The 21,318-nt window shown below is 38.1% G+C and carries 16 protein-coding genes; 5 read left to right on the top strand and 11 right to left on the bottom strand.

Annotation, left to right across the window (positions count from 1 at the left end):
* Positions 1 to 805: 805 nt before the first annotated feature.
* The 7 genes from I3259_RS14580 to ald form a co-directional block, all read right to left on the bottom strand.
* Entirely contained in the window at positions 806 to 2,152 is a 1,347-nt protein-coding gene (locus tag I3259_RS14580; RefSeq protein WP_238030281.1) for a CDP-glycerol glycerophosphotransferase family protein, read from the bottom strand.
* A complete protein-coding gene (locus I3259_RS14575) occupies positions 2,149 to 4,767 on the bottom strand; it encodes a YidC/Oxa1 family membrane protein insertase (RefSeq protein ID WP_238030280.1) in 2,619 nt (872 codons plus the stop codon). The genes I3259_RS14580 and I3259_RS14575 overlap by 4 nt, the downstream gene beginning before the upstream one ends.
* A 26-nt stretch (positions 4,768 to 4,793) precedes the next feature.
* Positions 4,794 to 6,440, bottom strand: a complete 1,647-nt coding sequence (locus I3259_RS14570; protein ID WP_238030279.1) for an ABC transporter permease subunit — start codon at positions 6,438 to 6,440, stop codon at positions 4,794 to 4,796.
* Complete coding sequence (locus tag I3259_RS14565) at positions 6,437 to 7,441, bottom strand: ATP-binding cassette domain-containing protein (RefSeq protein ID WP_238030278.1); 1,005 nt, start codon at positions 7,439 to 7,441, stop codon at positions 6,437 to 6,439. Before I3259_RS14565 ends, I3259_RS14570 begins: the two co-directional genes overlap by 4 nt.
* Before the next feature lie 50 nt (positions 7,442 to 7,491).
* A complete protein-coding gene (locus I3259_RS14560; RefSeq protein WP_238030277.1) occupies positions 7,492 to 8,478 on the bottom strand; it encodes a putative 2-aminoethylphosphonate ABC transporter substrate-binding protein in 987 nt (328 codons plus the stop codon).
* Entirely contained in the window at positions 8,479 to 8,934 is a 456-nt protein-coding gene (locus I3259_RS14555) for an adenylyltransferase/cytidyltransferase family protein (protein ID WP_269130364.1), read from the bottom strand.
* 471 nt (positions 8,935 to 9,405) lie between these two features.
* Positions 9,406 to 10,521 carry an alanine dehydrogenase gene (ald, locus tag I3259_RS14550; protein ID WP_238030275.1) on the bottom strand — a complete coding sequence of 372 codons (1,116 nt, stop codon included), beginning with the start codon at positions 10,519 to 10,521 and terminating at the stop codon, positions 9,406 to 9,408.
* A gap of 400 nt (positions 10,522 to 10,921) precedes the next feature.
* On the opposite strand from ald, the gene I3259_RS14545 reads away from it, so the two are divergent.
* The 3 genes from I3259_RS14545 to mnmH all read left to right on the top strand — a co-directional run bounded on the left by I3259_RS14545 (position 10,922) and on the right by mnmH (position 13,810).
* On the top strand, positions 10,922 to 11,470 hold the full coding sequence (locus tag I3259_RS14545; RefSeq protein WP_238030274.1) for an NAD(P)H nitroreductase: 549 nt from the start codon (positions 10,922 to 10,924) through the stop codon (positions 11,468 to 11,470).
* A gap of 214 nt (positions 11,471 to 11,684) precedes the next feature.
* On the top strand, positions 11,685 to 12,719 hold the full coding sequence (selD, locus tag I3259_RS14540) for a selenide, water dikinase SelD (protein ID WP_238030273.1): 1,035 nt from the start codon (positions 11,685 to 11,687) through the stop codon (positions 12,717 to 12,719).
* Positions 12,719 to 13,810 carry a tRNA 2-selenouridine(34) synthase MnmH gene (gene mnmH / locus I3259_RS14535; protein WP_238030272.1) on the top strand — a complete coding sequence of 364 codons (1,092 nt, stop codon included), beginning with the start codon at positions 12,719 to 12,721 and terminating at the stop codon, positions 13,808 to 13,810. The genes selD and mnmH overlap by 1 nt, the downstream gene beginning before the upstream one ends.
* 68 nt (positions 13,811 to 13,878) lie before the next feature.
* Here mnmH and I3259_RS14530 read toward each other — a convergent pair whose 3' ends face one another.
* The gene (locus I3259_RS14530; RefSeq protein WP_238030271.1) at positions 13,879 to 14,658 is read right to left on the bottom strand and encodes a glucosaminidase domain-containing protein; all 780 of its coding nucleotides are present in this window, start codon (positions 14,656 to 14,658) and stop codon (positions 13,879 to 13,881) included.
* Positions 14,659 to 14,824: 166 nt separating this feature from the next.
* On the opposite strand from I3259_RS14530, the gene I3259_RS14525 reads away from it, so the two are divergent.
* The gene (locus I3259_RS14525; protein ID WP_238030270.1) at positions 14,825 to 16,810 is read left to right on the top strand and encodes a DNA topoisomerase III; all 1,986 of its coding nucleotides are present in this window, start codon (positions 14,825 to 14,827) and stop codon (positions 16,808 to 16,810) included.
* 59 nt (positions 16,811 to 16,869) lie between these two features.
* Here the strand turns inward: I3259_RS14525 and I3259_RS14520 are convergent, their stop codons facing one another.
* Positions 16,870 to 18,489 carry a GGDEF domain-containing protein gene (locus I3259_RS14520; protein ID WP_238030269.1) on the bottom strand — a complete coding sequence of 540 codons (1,620 nt, stop codon included), beginning with the start codon at positions 18,487 to 18,489 and terminating at the stop codon, positions 16,870 to 16,872.
* A gap of 270 nt (positions 18,490 to 18,759) precedes the next feature.
* Between I3259_RS14520 and I3259_RS14515 the strand changes: the two genes are divergently transcribed.
* Complete coding sequence (locus I3259_RS14515) at positions 18,760 to 19,035, top strand: hypothetical protein (protein WP_238030268.1); 276 nt, start codon at positions 18,760 to 18,762, stop codon at positions 19,033 to 19,035.
* Between the two features lie 59 nt (positions 19,036 to 19,094).
* Here the strand turns inward: I3259_RS14515 and I3259_RS14510 are convergent, their stop codons facing one another.
* The gene (locus I3259_RS14510) at positions 19,095 to 20,978 is read right to left on the bottom strand and encodes a DUF3413 domain-containing protein (RefSeq protein WP_238030267.1); all 1,884 of its coding nucleotides are present in this window, start codon (positions 20,976 to 20,978) and stop codon (positions 19,095 to 19,097) included.
* A 51-nt stretch (positions 20,979 to 21,029) separates the two neighbouring features.
* Positions 21,030 to 21,248 (bottom strand): YejL family protein, encoded by a 219-nt coding sequence (locus I3259_RS14505; RefSeq protein ID WP_045083319.1) that lies wholly within the window; start codon positions 21,246 to 21,248, stop codon positions 21,030 to 21,032.
* Positions 21,249 to 21,318: the final 70 nt, after the last annotated feature.

The following is a 21,318-nucleotide window of genomic DNA, read 5'->3' as shown; positions in this document are numbered from 1 at the left end:
CAAGGTTTAGTTGATCTTGGGCACGTTGCAACAGGGTATGTGTTCAGTGAATATATTGAATGGAAATGTGCATGAGCCGTATACGAGACCCGTACGTACGGGTCTGTGAGAGGGATGAGGCGGCAACGCCTCACCCTACTCGATACAAAAAATTTATTGATAAGTATTCGTTTTAAATACATTTAATTTATAAATAACGAACAGTAATATAATTAAATATAAATAGAGATATTCGGACAATATATTCAGGTGTTGATGCTGCAATAATTTACCATTATTATATCAGTATGTTGAAGAAGTGTTTTAGCTGGTAAATAATCGAGAAATATATTTTACAAATATACTAAATAAGCATGGGTGAACTTTCAAGTTTACTTGGATGTAAAGTTGAATCGTTATGGCACTATTTTGGGTGATTTTATTGTTTTTATTTTCGTCAATAATCACGACGACCTGTGTGTTATATCTTTGCAGGAGCAACAGTGATTGAAAGTGAGGCTTCGCCAGATCATATCGAGAGTGATAGTGAATTATTGGCGGAGCTCAAAGACTGACTGTTTGTCTTGATAGGGTTGAAAATCATCAGTGTTTCTTGATAGTAAGGGATGTTTTAGGGCTTAATAGCCTAAGCCGCTATCTTTCTATGTCATTTTTTGATCACCTTAACTCTCCAGGACGAACGCATGAGTGCCTATTTTTTCGCCATAGCTATAAAACAGGCACTCAACACGGCTTCTAGCATATCTGAAATAAAAACCTCTACAGGATCAAATCACTGTAGAGGTTTCATCATATGAAATGTAACCTAGCTAGCTAGTTTTTGTGATTCCATTTGATCTTCTTGCATATTTTGAATATTCAATTGAGCTCCATTCACGTTAGCTTGAATATTAATTAACTGCTGAGCAATAATTTCACCTGAGTGACGATAATTAAATAAACTAGCATCTCGTAATGTAATAATATCACGATGAATATTTGTATTATTTGTTAATGATTGGACTAATTCTGGTAGAGTATTAAGTTCATCAACTGATATTTGTTTACCTATTTTATCAAGCACTTGAAGTTCCCATACTTTATTTGGTAGATCATTTGCTTCTGTACCAAGTAAGTTAACTTCAAACTGCATAGTGATAACTGGCTTTTCAAACACAAAAGCGTAATCAAAAATCACACCTGATAAATCAGAAATCATAATGTCAGAATTCGCTAATACATCAAAATTATCCGCACTTCTATCCCACTGAACATTCGCAAAATCACTTAACTTTGATTGTAATTCATCCATGAGTTCAGGCTCTGCAACAAAGCTTTGCGGGTGTGGACGAATCGTAATTGAATAACCCTGTTCTGCTAACGGCTTCAATAACGATAGACCAAAACGTTTTAACAAGCCGTTATTACCCCACGTTGGTGCAATTAACACATGAGGTAAACCTTTAATATTACGAACAACAGGCTTTTCTTTATCTAAGCGCTCTGCTAATACGTCCATATAAGGACAACCAGCATGAGTTAAAAGTTTAGGTTCAGTACCACGTAACTGTTCTAAATAACGTAGTGAATCAACCTGGTGCTGGCCGCTACAAAGTACACTGTCGTAATAATCGAAAGAATATAGCTTATACAATCCAGCATCAGTTGGTGCGTGAACAACATGAGAATAATGTTTCACACCTTTAGAACGTTGAATTTGTAATACATCTAAACCAGGTGTTGTCATTACACATATATCAGCTTCTAACATGTTAAGTTGTGTATATGCCTTATTACCTTCGCCAATATATTTACAATCAATGGTGTTTGATTGAAATTGAAGCCCCTCATCATCTTGAGAAGACGTTAAATAGGTTGCTTGAATTCCCTTCTTATCCAATACTTCTAATACAGGCTTAAAAGTACGCCAATATGATTTACCTTCAGAGTAAAAAACAATGCCATGTTTTTTCTTCTCAAGTTTGACGCCAAATAATGACAAAAAGCCACCTGACAGTTTGTAATATAGCGTTTTCAGCATAAAGAATGCAGTAGCTACGATACCAATCAGTGCAGATAGCAACATACTGCCCGTACCAGGATCAAGATAGGCAAAAGCCGGTGCTTGAAAGCAAGTTAGCGCAATAAAAATAGATAAGATTATTTTTTTCATTTTACTTTTTTCCAATTATTTTTATTGAAAATACTGCCATCTATGATATATCGGCTGTATATAATATATTCATTAACTTTATGATTTTTTGGAGACCAGGAGCCTTCAGAAAAAATACGTTGCCGTTTATTATTATGAAGTCTTGGGTCCTTTTCTATATTGTCGCATCCACCTATTGTTTCACATACAATACTTGGAACATCAGAAGTAATCATATGAGAATCAGATACTTTAAATGGACTATTATTATTGAAGTCTTTAATCATTAGTAATCCATGCGAGCGACCAGGATAACCTTGATTTTCACCGTATTTATAATGACCACTAACATTCATGCCAAAGGCTTTAGATAGTGATACGCTATCTCCCTCTCCATGATCAGAAACAAGAACAATCATTGTATTGTTATATATATTATTATCTTTTAGCCATTTTATCCATTTACTGATAGCTTTTAATGAGAAAGCTTCTGTATATAAATGCTCTGGAATGATACCATCTACTTTTGTTAACATACCTTCTGTATTTGGGTAAGGATCACTATTAGTCAATTTTAGATCTTTACTGATTTTAAATGGTAAATGTGTTATTTCTGTTTGAATGTATTTAAATGTTGGATTTTTTGATTTTGTATTTGAAATATTACTCATTAAATCTAAATATGCAAACTTACCAAATGATTTTTTATCAAAAGAATACTTTTGATTTTTTTGGCTTTTTACAACTCCGAGCCACTCACCTGTATCATATATATTTTTTCTTGCATAATAAGGGGATGTAGAAAATACTCCATATGCCAAAAGGAATTTATTGTCATTAACAGATGAGAAGTTTTCTTTTAAATCTTTTTGTTTTAAATAATATTCAAAATAATCACTTTGCTCCTGCAGTGTCTTACATACTTTTAGATATTTTGTATTTACATGTTTTTCAATATTTTCACAACTAGCAAATTGCGTTCCATAAAGTGAAATATCAAAGCCATGACTACCAAAGTTATTGTTGAAAACTTTGTATCCTTTTGCTATTTCATCAGTAAGACTAGTTATTTTTTCTTTTCTTTTGTTTATTGCTTCTGTTGTATATGAATGTCCACCATGAATACTTGGTTCACTAATAAACGTTGAGTGACCACTTGTTATTGTATCAGGATACCAAGTAAAACCAGTAAAATTCTCTTTAAGATTTGGATAACTTTTAAAAATATGTGAAACATGATCTCCTGTAAACATGTCTAACATAATAACAACAATATTCTTATTTGTTTTAGAATAAGAGTTTAGGTTGTAATTGTAATTAGGTAGCAGGTTGTTACTTGAATTTACAATAGTTATTTTTTCTTTTACGTTATTATTTTTAAATATATTAAATGTTGTAATTAAAGTAATAGATATAATTATAATTAAAATTAATTTTGATATTTTTATTACGTGGATTTTTGAAATAAATAGGACTAAATAAAGTAATATAAAAATAGCAGAATCAATAGCAAGTGAAGTTTTATATTTATATAATTGAAGTTCATTAGTTAATAAATAGGTATCTATAACACCATAATTACGTAATGGGACTAATACATTAAATAATGCAATTAAAGATAAAAAAGTAATAATAAAAGTTACTTTACCTTTTAATTTTTCACTTAAGCATAAATAAATAACACCAAAAACTGCAAGTGTAACGACAATAGTTCTCACACCATATTTAACCACATCAGATAAGGTAATATGGAAAAAGGCAGGATCTGATAAGTAGACATTAATTGGCACATAAGCAGCAATTAAAAATACAATGATATAAAGCGAGCTAAAACAAATAAGAGATGACTTAATCTCTGGAATAATCGTTATATCACGAATTTTTTTAGGCACTACGTTTTCATACGCTTTACCAACAAATGTAAATGGGGCTTTAAGCAATGAAACAAATTTTGAATTTTCAATGTTATCCGCATTTGCAGAAACTAAATTCTTACCCAAGGAATAAACATTATTCAACGTCCAGTAAAGCACTAAGCCAACTGGAGAAGTATAAAGTAAAACTAAGAAAATACCCGCAAATACATATAACTGTATTTTATCTTTAGACGATAACCCTTTGGAGTATACAAATGCTGATATCAGGTTAATTCCTGTCATCACAAACGGCATCACGTTAATATGCAAATCACCAATCGTTAATAAACCATCAGGTAAACCTAAGTTAGCAAAAGGACCAAAAGATTGACCATTTAACGCAGGAAAGTGGCTAAGCAACTGGTAAGCCGCAAAGAAAAAAGGCACCTGAATTAAAAAGCCGACACTGTTACGTACAGCCATTATTGGATGATAATGGTTTTGACGATACAATGTTTTCAACATCATAAAACGTTCTTGGCCTTGAAAGGCTTGCTTTATTTCAGCAACCTTATCCGCCATTTTATTTTGTTTTTCACGCTCTTCTTGCTGCCACTTATCAGCCATGTGATAAAGCGGTAACAATACAGTATTAACGACAAGGCTTAATACTAAAATAGCTAAACCATAAGAATGCAGAACGGAATACGCATTCACTAATACAAAATTCATCCCCATAATTAATGGCGATATAAATATGTCATACAACAAACTTAACATAGTGTACTCATTTGAAAAATGTCAGTTTAACGGCACTGACGGATAGCCAAAAGATGAAGTGATTTAACAAATAAAGCAGTAACCAATAATAAGCTACCCATTGAAGATGCAGCGGCTAAGTTACCCGAATCATCCATATTTAAAATCACGATAGATGCTAATACCGTATTAGAACCATAAAGGAACACCACTGCAGACACAGTAGTTAGCGTATTAACAAACAGATAAAAGAAAATATCTAATAATGTTAATTGTGATAATGGGACGATGACTTTAAAAAACGTTAACCATTGCGGAACAGAAAGTGAACGCCCTACGTGCTCATAGTTTGATTCTAGCCGACCAACAGTACTGTTAAAGGTTAAGAACGATACTGAAAATAAATGGACTATGGTGTTAAACGCTAAAATAGCAAAAGTACCTTGCCATGCATTAAGCCATGAATCAGGGCGGTTAAATGCAAAAATATAAGCAAGACCCAATACCGTACCAGGGATACTCAAGGGTAATAACGCAAAGAAACGAACCAGCCCGATAATAAACTTAGGTGCTGTTGCTCGTAGCGAAACATAACTAGTACAAAACGTAATGATGACACCAAAAACAGCGACCATTACCGCTAATATCAGTGAATTCCAATAAGGTTGCCAGCCATAACCAAAGGCGTCAAAGTCATAGTTTGCCCATGTAAAGCTAAAGTCATAAGGCCAATAGGAAATTAATGACCCCCAAACGACAACACCAATAACTGCGAGTAAAGCAGCACAAGGTAACCAACATACAATCGTTAAGATACTATCTCGTACAATAGAAGGAGTGGCTTCTTGTACGGTTTGGTTGTTCGCTAAACGCGCTTGCTTCTTACGAGCCCATCCATCAACAAAGAAAGCGATACAAGTAGGTACAATTAATACAAGGCTAATTGTTGCTCCCATTGAAAAGTTTTGTTGTCCAATCACTTGTTTATAAATTTCAGTTGCTAGCATGGAATATTGTCCTGCTAACACTTTTGCAATACCGAAATCTGTCATCGTTAGAGTAAAGACAACAAAACAAGCACTGATAATACCGTAAGCACTATTAGCTAAAGTAATAGAAGTAAATTGGCGCCAAGAACTCGCGCCTAAACTACTCGCTGCTTGATAAAGACGTGAATCAATACCGCGTAATGTGGTAGTCAATAACAATACTGCATGAGGTAAGGTAAAAATTATTCCACCTAATATCACCCCCGTTGGACCATATAAATCAAAGTCGGTTAAGTATTGTGAAATTAAGCCTTGCCCACCTAATAAGTAGATTAAACCTAAACATGGAAAGATAGAGGGAACAAATAATGGAATTTGAATCAGTGCTTGTAAGGCAAGTTTACCCCATAATTGACTACGAACTAAACCAAACGCAACCAAAAATGCAATACAGACACTAACCACCATAACAACAAGGCTAACAAACACAGAATGCAGCAATGCATCCACTAATCCTGAGTTGGAAAAGTAGTCAATGAAGTTTTTTAAGCCAATATATTGGCCATCATTATTACTAACACTACGGATTAATAATTGTTTTAGTGGCTCACCAACCCCTACCCATAAAAATATACAGGGTAACGCTAGCAATAATAATCCACTGAGTTGAGACTGCTTTTTCTTAAATAAAGTTGTCACACTCATGATAAAACACACCAGGATTCAGGTGGAATGGTAATAGCAACAAGTGTCTGTTCTGATAACTGATTATCTTGAAAATACTGATAAGGCACATCGGCATATAATTGAGTGTTTTGATCACTCATCAATAACTCAAGGCGATAAAATGACCCCATTAAATGCCAAGACATAACACGAACCACTAACGTATGTGGGTGTTGTAAGTTTCCCTCTGTTGCTGAACGAACTTGAATTTGTTCGTAACGCACCCCTATCGTTTTGCCTTGTGCCCATTGCGGGATGGATAGCATATTCATACTACCGATAAATTCACCAACGAAACGGTTTTCAGGTGCTAAATATAATGATTCAGGTGTACCAGTTTGTTCAATACGACCTTCATTCATTACTACGATGCGATCTGCTAATGCCATAGCTTCTTCTTGGTCATGTGTCACCATAACCACCGTAATTCCAAGTCTGCGTTGTAATATTTTTAACTCATTACGTAACGTGACTCGAACTTTTGCATCCAAAGCGGATAAAGGCTCATCAAGCAACAATAAGCGAGGTTTATTTGCAATAGCACGTGCAAGCGCTATGCGTTGTTGTTGACCTCCAGATAACTCAACAGGGTAGCGCTGAGCAATATGCGGCAAACCAATTAAGCTCAATAATTCATCGGCGCGCTCATTACGTTTTGCTTTATTCCATTCTTTGCCACGTAAACCATAAGTAATATTATCGCTTACGGTTAAATTGGGAAATAACGCGTAATTTTGAAAAACAATGCCAAATTTTCTTTTTGCTGGTGTCAAATAAGTTATGTCTTCATCAAGACACATGACCTTACCCTGTTCAGGAAAGTGCAAGCCAGCAATAATATTTAATAGCGTGGTTTTACCACAGCCAGATGGGCCTAGAAAACAAATAAATTCGCCACGATCAATAGATAAAGAAATACCATGCAATGCACGGTACTCTTCATAATCTTTAATGACGTGATCAATAGATATAAAACTCACGTATTTCTCTCAGAAAGTAAACAATCAAAATATTTAGTATGGAGTAGTGATTAATTTAATTCGTACTTATCACGCCATTGCTGAATTAAAGTTGCACGATTATTAGCCGCCCAAGATAGGTCATTGTTAATCATGGCTTGATAACTGATTTTTCCTTCTGGGGTCATGAATGATTCTCGAGCTGTAATACCTGAGAACTTCACACCTAATTTAGCGACATCATCAGAACTTACCCAATCCATAAGTTTTTCTGCAGCTTTTAGATGAGGAGTATCCTTAACGATAGCTGCCGCTTCCATCTCCCAACCAATACCGCCTTCAGGTAAGATAACCTCAATAGGAGCACGACGTTTAATCAAGTTATGAGCAAACGAAGAAGATGAAATACCAATCGCGACTTCACCTTGTGCTGCCATGCTGCAAGGTTTTGTTCCTGAATGGGTGTACATTTTTATATTTTTATTTAATGCATCTTGATATGCCCAAGCCTTCTCTTCTCCCCACATTTGGATCCAAGCAGTAAGGTTCATAAAACCTGAACCAGAAGAGGCTGGGTTAGCTGTTGCAATCAATCCTTTATACATAGGATTAGTTAAATCTTGCCACGTTTTAGGATATGGTAAGTTATGCTTTTTCATCACAAATTTATTAATACATAAACCTGTTGCCCACGCATCCATACCAACCCAATGTGGTGGATTATTGTTATCACGCATTTTTGATGATAATAAATCGTAGCCTTGCGGCTTGTAAGGCGCTAATAAATTATCTTTTTCAAGTAGAAGTAGACTGCTGGCACCAACGCCAAAGACAACATCAGCCTTTGGTGCTTCTTTTTCAGCCAAAAGTTTTGCCGTGATCACTCCGGTAGAGTCACGCACCCAATTAATTTCTACATCAGGATTTTGTTTTTCAAATGCGTTTTTATAATCCGCAAGACGATCATTTTCTATTGCGGTATAAACAGTTAATTCAGTTTTAGCCAGTGCAGAAAAACTCACTACCGCACAACATAAAGCAAGTAATGTTTTTTTCATTTAGTCCAACTTAAATTCGCTTTTGATGGTATTGATCAACATGTGAGCGATCTTATCCGATGGTCCTTTTTTACCGTTTAAATTCATTGAGACTAATGAATCTAAAACACGCTCACGTAGTTCAGAACTACTCACACCTTCAGTACGAGGGAATATCACTAATTTTTCTTCAGGGATGTGGTTTACGTTATCACAGCCATGAACCAATAAATCAATATTGTGTTCAATTAGAAAATCATTATCGATAAGCCAATTACAAGGCACTACTTCATCCACATAACGAATACTTTCTAATACTTCTTTTCGCTCTTCATAAGATAGCTCAGAGGTATACCCTTTTTTGGTTTGAATTTCATCATCAGTTGTCAGCGCTACAACAACATGACCCATTTCTTTAGCTTGCTTTAAAAGGCGGATATGTCCGTGATGGATAAGGGTGGCTGACATGTCAACCATAATGCGTTTTTTCATAAGGATTAATGAGAATTGTGAGAATTGTGAGAATTGTGAGAATTGTAGCGCATTAATACCATTATTAGTATTGATTCGTATCAATGTATGGGGTACGTTTTTTTCTATATTTAATCCTTTTTTAGGATGTGGGCGGGTTGAATATTTTCATTTTTTCATCTCAAATTTTCTTCCCCATTTAGACAAAATCTCCCATATTTTTAGACACTGCGCTGTCATCTAAACTGTCTCATTTTCTCTGTTTTTGAATAAAAATTGTCACCGTAAGATTTTGATTTTATGGTTATTGATTGTTTTTAAAGGGAATGTGGAGGTAGGGGGTAACGGGAGGAATAGCCTAAGCTATCTGTATTGATGGTTAAATCAATAGAGCAAGAAAACAGCCAGTAATGACAACTACACTCCCGCTACAGCAATGAGAGAAGATTGCCTACGGGAGCGTTTTTATTTTATGGTTTAGGCAATAGCAGAGCCTGCATCAACATAAAGTAAATCCTGTGATGTTGCGACACTTTTACAAGTGATTTGCCCGCGGTAAATGTTTAGACCATTTAATAGATGTTTATCGTCTTGAAGTGCTTTTTTGTAGCCTTTATTGGCAAGGCTCACAATATAAGGCAGTGTCACATTGTTAAGGGCAACGGCAGAGGTACGAGCCACAGCTCCTGGCATATTGGCAACACAGTAGTGTACGACGTCATCAACAATGTAGGTCGGCTCGCTGTGGGTCGTTGCGTGGGAGGTTTCAACACAACCGCCTTGGTCGATGGCGACATCCACAACCGCAGAGCCAGGCTTCATTTTCTTGATCATCTCAGCGGTAACCAGTTTGGGTGCTGTAGCACCGACAACTAACACACCACCAATCACTAAATCAGCATCTAATACGTGCTTTTCAATTGAATCATTGGTTGAGTAAACCGTTTTGAGTTTACCGTTAAATTGGGCATCAAGCTGGCGAAGTACATCAATATTACGATCAATCACGGTAACATCCGCTTGCATACCTAATGCCATTTGAGCGGCATTTGCACCTACAACACCACCGCCAATAATGACTACTTTTGCTGGCTCAACTCCCGGCACGCCGCCAAGTAGCATGCCACTTCCCCCGCGTGATTTTTCGAGTGCAAATGCACCGGCTTGAATCGACATGCGACCTGCGACTTCAGACATGGGGGCGAGTAGGGGAAGACGACCGTTTTTATCTGTCACCGTTTCGTAAGCAATACAAACTGCTTTGCTATTTATTAAATCGTGTGTTTGCTCTGGATCTGGGGCTAAGTGTAGGTAAGTAAATAGAATTTGACCTTCACGAAGCATGGCACGCTCAATCGCTTGAGGTTCTTTTACTTTTACAATCATTTCAGCTTCTGCAAACACATCGGTTGCGGTATCAAGTATATGTGCACCAGCATCGCGGTAGTCCTGATCGCTAAAACCAATACCTGTACCTGCGTTCGTTTCGACCAAAACACGATGACCGTGAGAGATAACTTCTTTAACTGACGCAGGGATCATGCCTACGCGATATTCGTGGGTTTTAATTTCTTTAGGGATACCAATGATCATAATTACGCCTTAATAGTTATTGTTTTTATATTTTGAATGTTACTGGTGTAATAAATAGGTTAAATAAATAAAGATAGAATGTGTCACTATTTTTTGGTGAAAATATAATGAAATAAACCAGTTTTTAATAACCGATTGGCATTAAAAGCTAAACTAGATCTGCGTCACAGTTCAATCGTTTGTATTAATTCGAACGGTTGGTGTCTAACACTGTATTTTGGTTGTTTTTGTGGTGTTTAGCGCTACCTTTGTTTTGTTGATTGGTTTTTATCTCTGTTTTGTTTTTTGGTGTGTAAACAAGTTGTCTTTAATCGCTCGTTAAATTTGCTCATGAGATCCTTAATCTCAAACGGTCTACATGGTATATTTCAAACAATAACTATTTTCATTTGAGGTTGCCATGGACGCGTTATCACTATTACTCAATCGCCGCTCAATTCCTAAGTTGTCGGCACCAGCGCCAGAAGGCGAAGCATTAGACAATATCTTTCGTGCAGGTCTACGTGCCCCTGATCATGGTGGTTTAATGCCATGGCGTTTTATTGTTTCTCAAGGTGATGGGTTACAGCGTCTTGCTGATATTTTAGTTACTGCGGCTAAAGCTGATGATCTTGAAGAATTTGTGATTGAAAAAGCGTCAAAAGCACCATTTCGTGCACCGATGGTGATCACCGTGGTGAGTAAAGTCACAGAAGATCATAAAGTGCCGGTGATTGAGCAACATTTATCTGCCGGATGTGCGGTACAAGCGATGCAAATGGCGGCTGTCGCGCAAGGCTTTTCTGGGTTTTGGCGTACGGGATCATGGGCCTATCACCCTGTTGTACGTGAAGCATTAGGTATAAGTGGGGAAGATATGATTGTTGGCTTTTTATATCTCGGCTCTGCAGGATGCCGTGAAGCAAAATTGCATGAACGCGATCTCACTCAGTTTGTTGAATACCTATAACGACTAAACATTTCAGGCTTGTTTTTTAAAGAGGTGATACCTATTCAGTGAACAATACCGTGAGAGGTGTCACCTTTTTTAGCTCGGGTTGATTATTTTTAACGCTATTTTTGATTTATATCAATGGAAAAATAGCGTGATATTCGCTCTAAAGATGACAGGTGTTAGGGGCAGGAGTAGAATCCCTGACTCTTTCCCTTTTTTGGAGCGTGTCATGGAAAATGTTCGCCTAACCCAATACAGTCACGGTGCCGGATGTGGTTGTAAAATTTCTCCCCAAGTTCTCGACACCATTTTACGCACCCAGTTAGCCCCATTCTCAGATCCTAACCTTTTGGTGGGTAATGAAAGTAAAGATGATGCTGCCGTTTATGACTTAGGTAATGGCACATCAGTGATAAGTACTACCGACTTCTTCATGCCTATCGTGGATGACCCATTTGATTTCGGTCGTATTGCCGCAACGAATGCGATCAGCGATGTGTATGCGATGGGCGGTAAGCCTATTATGGCGATTGCTATTCTAGGTTGGCCTGTCAACATTTTAGCCCCTGAAATTGCTCAACAGGTAATTGAAGGCGGTCGCTCTGTATGCCGCGAAGCGGGAATTTCACTTGCGGGCGGTCACTCTATTGATGCTCCTGAGCCAATTTTTGGTCTTGCTGTTACAGGTATTGTTGATACTGCTCGTGTGAAGCGTAATGACAGTGCAGAAGCAGGCTGTAAGCTGTATATCACTAAGCCTCTCGGTATCGGTGTATTAACGACAGCAGAAAAGAAATCTAAGTTGGCTGATGAGCACCAAGGATTGGCACGCGATTGGATGTGCAAATTAAATAAACCGGGCGCAGATTTTGCTGATGTTGCGGGTGTTAAAGCACTCACCGATGTCACTGGTTTTGGCTTAATGGGTCACTTAACTGAGATCTGTGAAGGCAGTAACTTAAAAGCAAAACTGTGGTTTGATAAAGTACCAACGTTACCTGGCGTGTATGAGTACATTGAGCAGGGTTGTGTGCCTGGCGGTACTGAGCGTAACTTCATGAGCTACGGTAGTAAATTGGGTGAGATGACTGCGCAGCAAAAAGCGGTATTGTGCGATCCACAAACATCGGGTGGTTTATTATTAGCGGCAACACCTGAATGTGAAGCTGAACTAATTGAAATTGCGAAGAAATATGACATTTTGCTGGAAGCGATTGGTGAGTTAGAGCCGATGGATGGCGATACCTTAATCGAGGTTTGCTAATGCAACGTCCCAATTGCGAAGATTTTCGCAGTCTGTTTATTAATGATACACCGTTAATGGATATGCGTGCGCCCGTTGAGTTCGCTCAAGGCGCATTTCCTACTTCTGTTAGTCGTCCTTTGATGACGGATGATGAACGTGCAGCAGTAGGTACATGTTATAAGAACAAAGGCCAACAAGAAGCGATTAAACTGGGTCATGAATTAGTTCATGGTGAAGTGAAAGCGCAGCGAGTTGCCGAGTGGAAAGCATTTTGTGAAGCGAACCCACAGGGATACTTATACTGTTTTCGTGGTGGTTTACGCTCTCAAATTACCCAACAATGGCTCAAAGAAGCGGGGATTGATTTCCCGTTTATTACAGGTGGCTATAAAGCGCTTCGTCGATTCTTAATTGATACGATAGAAGAAATCGCACAAAAGCCGACAGCCATTGTGGCGGGTAATACAGGTAATGGCAAAACCATTATGGTCAATGAGCTTACAAACGGCATTGATCTTGAAGGTGCCGCGCATCACCGTGGCTCTTCATTTGGTCGATTTGTGACACCACAACGTACTCAAATCGCCTTTGAAAATGACTTAGCTGTTCAAATGTTGAAAAAACAGGCACGTGGTGTTGAACGTTTTATCTATGAGGATGAAGGCAAAAGTATTGGCTGCGTGATGGTGCCATTATCACTTCAAGCTTCGATGAAACAAGCACCCATCGCTGTTATTGAAGATCCAATAGAAGTGCGTTTAGGTCGTTTATTGGATGATTATGTGATCACCATGCAACGTGATTATGTTACCCATTACGGCGAAGAGCAAGGCTGGATCTTGTTTGCAGAATATCTTGAAAAAGGTATGTTTAATATCCGTAAGCGTTTAGGTTTAGAGCGTCATCAAGAAATTTTAGATGCGCAGAAGCATGCAATTAACGTGATGCAATCAACCGGTTCGGTATCTGAACATGATGGTTGGCTGGTGCCTCTACTCGAACAATACTACGATCCAATGTACACCTATCAGCTGAGTAAAAAAGCTGACCGCATTGTTTTTCGTGGTGATTATCAAGCGGTAAAAGCATGGTTTGAAGCGCAATCATAATGTGATTTGATAACATGAAATAGAAGCTGATCAGTTAATATTATCATTAACGATCAGCTTTTTTATATCTATGAAGTAGGCGTAGTAGGAATAAGATCTTTATTTGAGTTTATCAAGTCTAATAAGCGTTGGATGTATTGATGCCCAATTTGTGAATATTCGAGTAAGCCATGAACTAATGCTTGTGCGGTGATCGGTTGATGATCATGTTGCAGTTTTGCACGAATATTACGCAGTTCACTATAAGCATCATTGGTATTTATATTATTAAAATAAGACTCTACTGCAGCATGGACAGAAGGAAAACGTTTCACTTCATGATAATGCTCAAGATCAACATCTAATGGTGGAATACCGCACCCTTTGGTAAAGCACCATTCACCAAAATAACTATTTCCTTTTTCAGCAAAGCGTGATGTTCCCCATGATGATTCTAATGCCGCCTGCGCGAGGACTAATTGTGCAGGTATAATATTAACGCGTTTTAATAATTCTGTTAGCCATTGCTGAGTAATTGTTTTTTTGGGTAATGGCAGATCATATTGCTGACTAAGCGTTGTAATTAAGTCGTTATCGATATCGATCTTGGCGGGATCTTTACTCAGGATTTTTAGTTGTTGACGATCTTCTAAGATCTGTTGATTAGTTTCTTCAACAAATGGGTATAGATAGTCAAAGAAGGCTTTCTTTTTTTCATCAATGTTGAGGAAGGCACCAAAGTTTGGCTTGGCGGGATGGCTGAAATTGTTATGTTCAATAAAATTATGTAATGAATCTTTCCCAACCCAGAGTAAGCCAAGCAGCAATACAACAGCGAATACGGGGGTCAATGTTTTTAGATTAAGCATTTATCTCTCTTATGAATCAGCTGTGTACTATTGATTAAAAAGTATTTTATCACATTTAGGAAACAAAACGCGGCATTGCCAACTGGTTTTATATCCAGTATTTCTTGCTGCACTGCGCGGTTTTAGGTACAGTTTCAGCATTATTCACTGCCATATAAAGATTTTGATGAGCCGTTTATACATTGCAGAAAAACCAAGTTTAGGCAGGGCGATTGCCGCAGTACTTCCTCGACCGCATAAAAATAATAATGGTTATATCGAAGTCGGTAATGGCGATATTGTTACGTGGTGTATTGGGCATCTACTTGAACAAGTCGAACCTGATGCTTATAACGAGCGTTATAAAAAATGGGATTTAAATGATTTACCAATAATTCCTGAAAAATGGCAGCTTATTCCTCGTAAAGCAGCAAAACAGCAATTAGCAGTAATTAAAAAGTTAGCACAATCGGCTTCAGAAATTGTCCATGCTGGCGATCCTGATCGTGAAGGGCAATTGCTGGTGGATGAGGTGATAGATTACGCTAAATTATCGGCTACAAAGAAAAAGACTGCATTACGGTTACTTATTTCTGATCTTAACCCTGCTGCGGTTAAAAAAGCGTTATCTTCCATGCGCAGTAATCATGATTTTGTACCATTGTCGGTATCAGCATTAGCTCGTTCTCGGGCTGACTGGCTTTATGGTATGAACATGACCCGAGCTTATACATTACTCGGACAAAAAGGCGGTTATCGTGGAGTATTGTCTGTTGGGCGAGTACAAACACCGATATTAGGATTAGTGGTACGTCGTGATGATGAAATTGCTAATTTTGTTCCTAAGCCTTTTTATGATGTATTTGCTCTAATTCCCTATGCTGAGCAAGAAATTTGTGCGAAGTGGGTGCCAAGTAAAGCTTGCGAGCCTTATCAAGATGAAGAGGGAAGAATACTCAGTCGGCAGCTTTGTGAAAATGTGGTGAGTCGTATAAAAGGGCAACCTGCGGAAGTCGCAGAATCAGAACGTAAAGAAACCAAGCAAACCGCGCCTTTGCCTTACTCTTTATCTGCATTACAAATTGATGCTGCTAAACGCTTTGGCATGAGTGCGGCTGATGTGTTAAGTACCTGTCAGTCGTTATACGAAAAGCATAAAGTGATCACTTACCCACGTTCTGATAGTCGCTATTTACCTAACGATCATTTCAAGCAGGCCGGTGAGGTTTGCCGTGCTATTGCTAATACTGACAATAGCTTATCGAATGCGGTTTCTGGCGCAAATACATCATTAAAATCCAAAGCATGGAATGATAAAAAAGTGGATGCTCACCATGCGATTATTCCAACGCCAAAAGCGGTGAGTCCACAGAGTTTAAGTCCTAGTGAAGCGAAGGTATATCAACTAGTTGCTCGACAATATTTGATGCAGTTTTACCCGGCAGCGATTTATGCGGAAGCTAAGTTAGTCTTTACTATCGCTAAAGGTCACTTTGTAGCAAAAGGACGTCAACTGATGGATGCGGGCTGGCGGGTATTATTAGGTCGAGATGATAAAGGTGATGATAACGAACTGGCAGATAAAGTGCCGCCATTGACGAAAGGAACGGTATTAACCTGCCGTGACGGTGAAATTAAAGACAAAATGACGGAGCCACCTAAAGCATTTACGGAAGCGACTTTATTGCAAGCAATGACGGGGATAGCACGCTTTGTTTCTGATCCCTCATTAAAGAAAATTCTACGTGATACTGATGGTTTAGGCACAGAAGCGACGCGTGCGGGTATTTTAGAGATTTTATTTAAACGCCAACTGTTACACAGACAAGGAAAAACAATCCATGCAACAGATGCAGGGCGCGGCTTAATTTATGCTTTGCCGAATGAAGCAACGTATCCTGATATGACGGCACATTGGGAACATCAATTGCAAGATATGGCAGATAAAAAATATGCTTATCAACCGTTTATGGGCACATTAGAAATACAAGTCACAACCTTGATGGAAAAAGTAAAAGTCTCCGATATTCCGCAAAGCTTACGTGATCTAAAGTCACCCGAATGGAGCAAAGGGGGAGCGAAGCGTCGATATTCAAAGAAAACGGCAAGTGCAAAATCTTCATCTAATACTACGGGTAAAACAACGCGGAAACGAAAGCCAAAAGAAAAATAGAAGATATAGAGGACACCAAGTGGTTACGTTATTGAGTGAGTAACCACTTTGTATTGAAGCTAGAGTAAGAGCCTGTAACAGTTTCTCCCTTCACCTTTTGCACGGTACAAGGCTTTATCTGCAGTATTAAATAGCATTTTATAATTACTGCCTTGAGTCGGTATCATAGAGCTCACACCAATACTGAGGGTAACTATTGGGTTTGTTTTCGTTTCTGACTCTTCATTATCGGGGAAAGGCAACGCCATTTCATTCATCGTAGTTAAGATCTTTTTCGCAGAAAAAACAGCGGCTTTACTGTCTTGACCTGGCAGTAATAAGACAAACTCTTCACCACCGAAACGAGCAAATAAAGCGCCCGCACGTTTTTCGATATCAGCCAGCCCATGGGCTATTTTCTTTAAGCAGACGTCACCGGCATCATGACCTAAATGATCGTTATATTGCTTGAAGTGGTCAATATCCATGATCAGTAAAGAGATCGGTAACTGATGCCTTTCAGCTCGACGCCACTCATCAGCAATCGATTCATCAAATACGCGACGATTAGCGATATTGGTTAATGGATCAAGACGAGAAATTTTTTCCAGCATTTTATTGACGTTATTGAGCTCTTCAGTACGGGTTAGTACCCGTTTTTCAAGATCTCTATTGAGCCGTTTGAGGCGATCTTCTGCCTGGTGACGAACTAAATGCTGCGAAATGATAAAACCGTACTGTTTTAATAACTGGTGGTGATAAGTACGGAATGGACGACCTGTTAAAAGATTATCGCAAGCAATCCAACCTATTGGAGTATCTTCATCCCATAAGGCAATATAGGCACTCCAGCCAAAGCCAACTTGCTTTAAGTCGTGATAAAGTGGGGTGTTTTCTTGAACGGCGAGATATTCTTTTTCTTCAAGTGTTCGTGCGGCGTACCATTGATCTGGGATCACAGACTCAAAATAATATTCATCAATGGTATTACCCGCAATGTCTGTACCATAGGTACCATGCATGCGGTATTGTTTATCAAATAGAAAGACAGCCATACGATCAATTTCGAGTTGTTTTTTTCCTTCATCAACGGCGATAAAGATCATTTCTTTGATTGATTTCGTACGCCATAACATGAACGAGATACTATGCATCGCTTGAAGTTGCTCAAGTAGTAGATCTTGCTCGTATTGACTGTTTCTTAACTCTTGCTCTACATGGCGGCGACAGCTATTTTCTGTCTTGATTGTTTGCGATAAAAGGTCGGCATCAATTTCGGTGGCAAGGAGTGTACACAATTGACTTAATGCCTGAATATCGACTTTCGCGGCATGAGGAAAATCTATAATTAGCCAGCCGATACGTTGTTCACGACGTTGTAATGGCAGCCAAGCACGATGAAAATCAGAATTAGAGGTAATGAAAGGTTGAGTACTGTTTTGCCCGACGATCGATGAATAAATATCAGCATGGGTTTCTTTTGAAATAACAACTGGTGGAAAACTGTATTGAATACCAGCTTCGTTCACTTGTACTAAAGACTGCCATTGGCCTTTGTAAGCCACAATTAGCTGGCAATGATGAACGTCAAAAAACTCCATAAGATTGCGGCAAGTCAGTTCACATATAGTACGTAAGCTATGTGCATTTCCCCATTGCTTTGTAATGTTTTGATAAAAAAGATCAACGTGCTTTTTCATTAAAGGATTAATTCCAATTGAGCCTAATTTATTTTTAATATTTATAACAGTTTATATTTTAACAATTCACTAATAAATAGGCGCGATATAACCCACAAATTTGTGTTGTTATTGAAAATAAGCGCTAAAAATGCGATCAGAACGAGACTTGAATTGTCTTTTTATTTAGACACAAAAAAAGGGCTTTCACCACTATGCTTGTGTGAAATACAGGTATTTTTATAGCAAATAGCTGTAAAAAGGGTAAAGAATACAAGGTGAGTGTTAATAATGAAATATTACCCGCTTTTCTTTTATTTATGTTTATATTTTATATTAATGGGGTGTTCGACAAGTCGTCATCAACAACTATCTGAGTTAGGGTTTACACGCGCTTATCTTGATGGTTATCAAGACGGCTGTCACAGCAGAACGCTTGATGAAATGACCTATGAAAAAGGCTTTAGGCGTGATCCTGAACGTATGGCAAAGCAAGGCAAATATACCCATGGTTGGCAAGATGGATTTGAACATTGTTATAACGAGACAAGGGATGGTTATCACTGACAAATAAAAAGCAGCGATGAATAAACGCTGCTTTTTATTTTGTAGTTTATGATAAATGACTACTTATCATTATCTTGATAATGTTTGGGTTCATAGAAACGTTTCAATTCATTCATGACTTGCATTAATGTTGAAAGTTTTGGCTTACCTTCATCTTCTAATTGGTAATTTTTGCCATAAACATTGTAATTACCGTATTTATCAACCACGGTTGTTTGTTTATTTTGAACAACAACAATATCAGAGTCATCTCCAGCTAATAACCAGCGACGATCATTATTTTGATCAAATAAACTTACGCCTGAACTATAATTTGAGCTTGCTGAAGCCACATTAAGTAATGATTCCATCAGTGTCGGTACCAGATCTAAATTACTGGTTAAGCGTGTGACTTCCTGCGCGGAATGATCAGGCCAATGAATGATCAGTGGCACTTTTATTTGGTATTGGCTGTAATTACTGCCCGATCCCCAAGTATTGTTACCTGTTTCGTTAAATTCAGTACCGTGGTTTGAGGCAATCACGACAATGGTATTAGCCATATCACCTTTTGCTTCTAATTGAGCAAATACACGTCCAAGCATCTCATCGATATGGTAGGCCGCATTACGGTAACTGTTTTTTAGCAGCAATGTTGAATCCACTCCTTTTTCATTAATGGCATTGCTACCTAATGAGGGAGTAAAACGAGGCTTATAATGTTCACCTTCTTTAAACTGCTGAACAGAGGTCAATTCAAGGAAGCTAAACCATGGTTTATTGGAATTTTGTTTGTTAAACCAATGCTTCCAATCTTTTATTGCATGTGAATCACTTTCAACGTCATCAGAGTGGAGTGAGTCCGTTGCTGCTAGTTTAGTATTTACAAAAATAGCTTCACGATAAATCGGTAAATCAAAATTCTCGCCACTGAATAAACCAAATTGATAACCGCGATCTTGCAATGTATTAAGTAATACCGGTGACTTTTCCTCTGCGCGAATACTATTGGCATAGCCACTCGGCAAGCCGTATAGCAAACCAAATACGCCAGTTGAATCGCTATTACTTGAACTGTAGTTATCGGTGAAATTTAGATTATTTTGAGCAAATGCTGTTAAATTCGGCATAACGGTTGATGTCAACATATCACTACGTAGACTATCAACCATGATGATCATTAGATTTTGGCCAGTACCTTGATCATTAAAGCTTAACTTACTGATTGGATAGCGTACAAGCTCGCTATTTTGCACACCTTGCTCAGCACGGCGCTTTGTGTATTCTTGTCGATCAAGTAAACCATGCTTTTCCATGAAGGTTTTTGCCGTCATTGGATAAGAGAAAGGGAAATTAGAGCGTTGCATGGTTACGGGACGGTATAAATTTGCATCTGCCCAGATATAAATTAGATGGCTACCTAGAAAGCAAACACCAAAAACAAGGGCGATTGGACCGCCGACATGTTTACGGGTTAGCTTTCTAAGTTTGCGCCATACCCACTCAGAGCACATGAGCTCAAAGAGGAAGATGACTGGAACAACGACAAATAGATATTGCCAGCTAGCATTTAATTCTGTCTTATCGCCACTTAACAATAAATCCCATACTAATGGGCTTAAATGTAAATCTACTGTTTGATAAGCATAAGTATCAAGCAGTAGGGCAGTTAAACCAACAGTGCTGACTAATACCCCAAATAAACGCATTAAACGTTGTGAAGGTATCAAAAAGCTGGCTGGAAATATGATCAGAATATAGATGCCAAAAACAAGAAACCCGAAATGGCCAACCCAACTTAATAAAAGATAAAGTTGCCCGATCAGCGTTGCTGGCCAGTCTGAATGTGTAATATATCGCGTACCCAATAGCATGGCGGCGATGATATTAAAGAAACTGAACCAATGTCCCCAGCTAATCAGCTGTGAGACTTTCTCTTTGTAGGTATTTCCGCTGGCGACCATAAATGTCAATTCTTCTCAGTCTTCAATGCAAGTCTAATATGACTATTAAACTTAGTCTTTTTTAATTGAGGTCTGCAGAGCTTTAGCAAATTTTTCTGCAATCACTGCGCGTTGAGCAGCTGGCACATTCGCGTTAATAATATTGGTTGCAATATCACCAACAACCATCAGTGCTAATTCTGGTGATGTTTTATGTTTTTCAAGTACATCGAACATGTCATCAATGATTTGTTCAACTTGTTTAGTGCTATATTTTGAAGTAATTGGCATAAGAAATCTTGTTTAATGTTTACATAAGCGACTTATGATAACCTAGAGTTCACTTTTCTTGAAAACCTTT

Source organism: Photobacterium sp. Ph5, assembly GCF_022129445.1.
Lineage (GTDB): Bacteria > Pseudomonadota > Gammaproteobacteria > Enterobacterales > Vibrionaceae > Photobacterium.
This window is presented reverse-complemented; position numbering and strand designations above follow the sequence as displayed.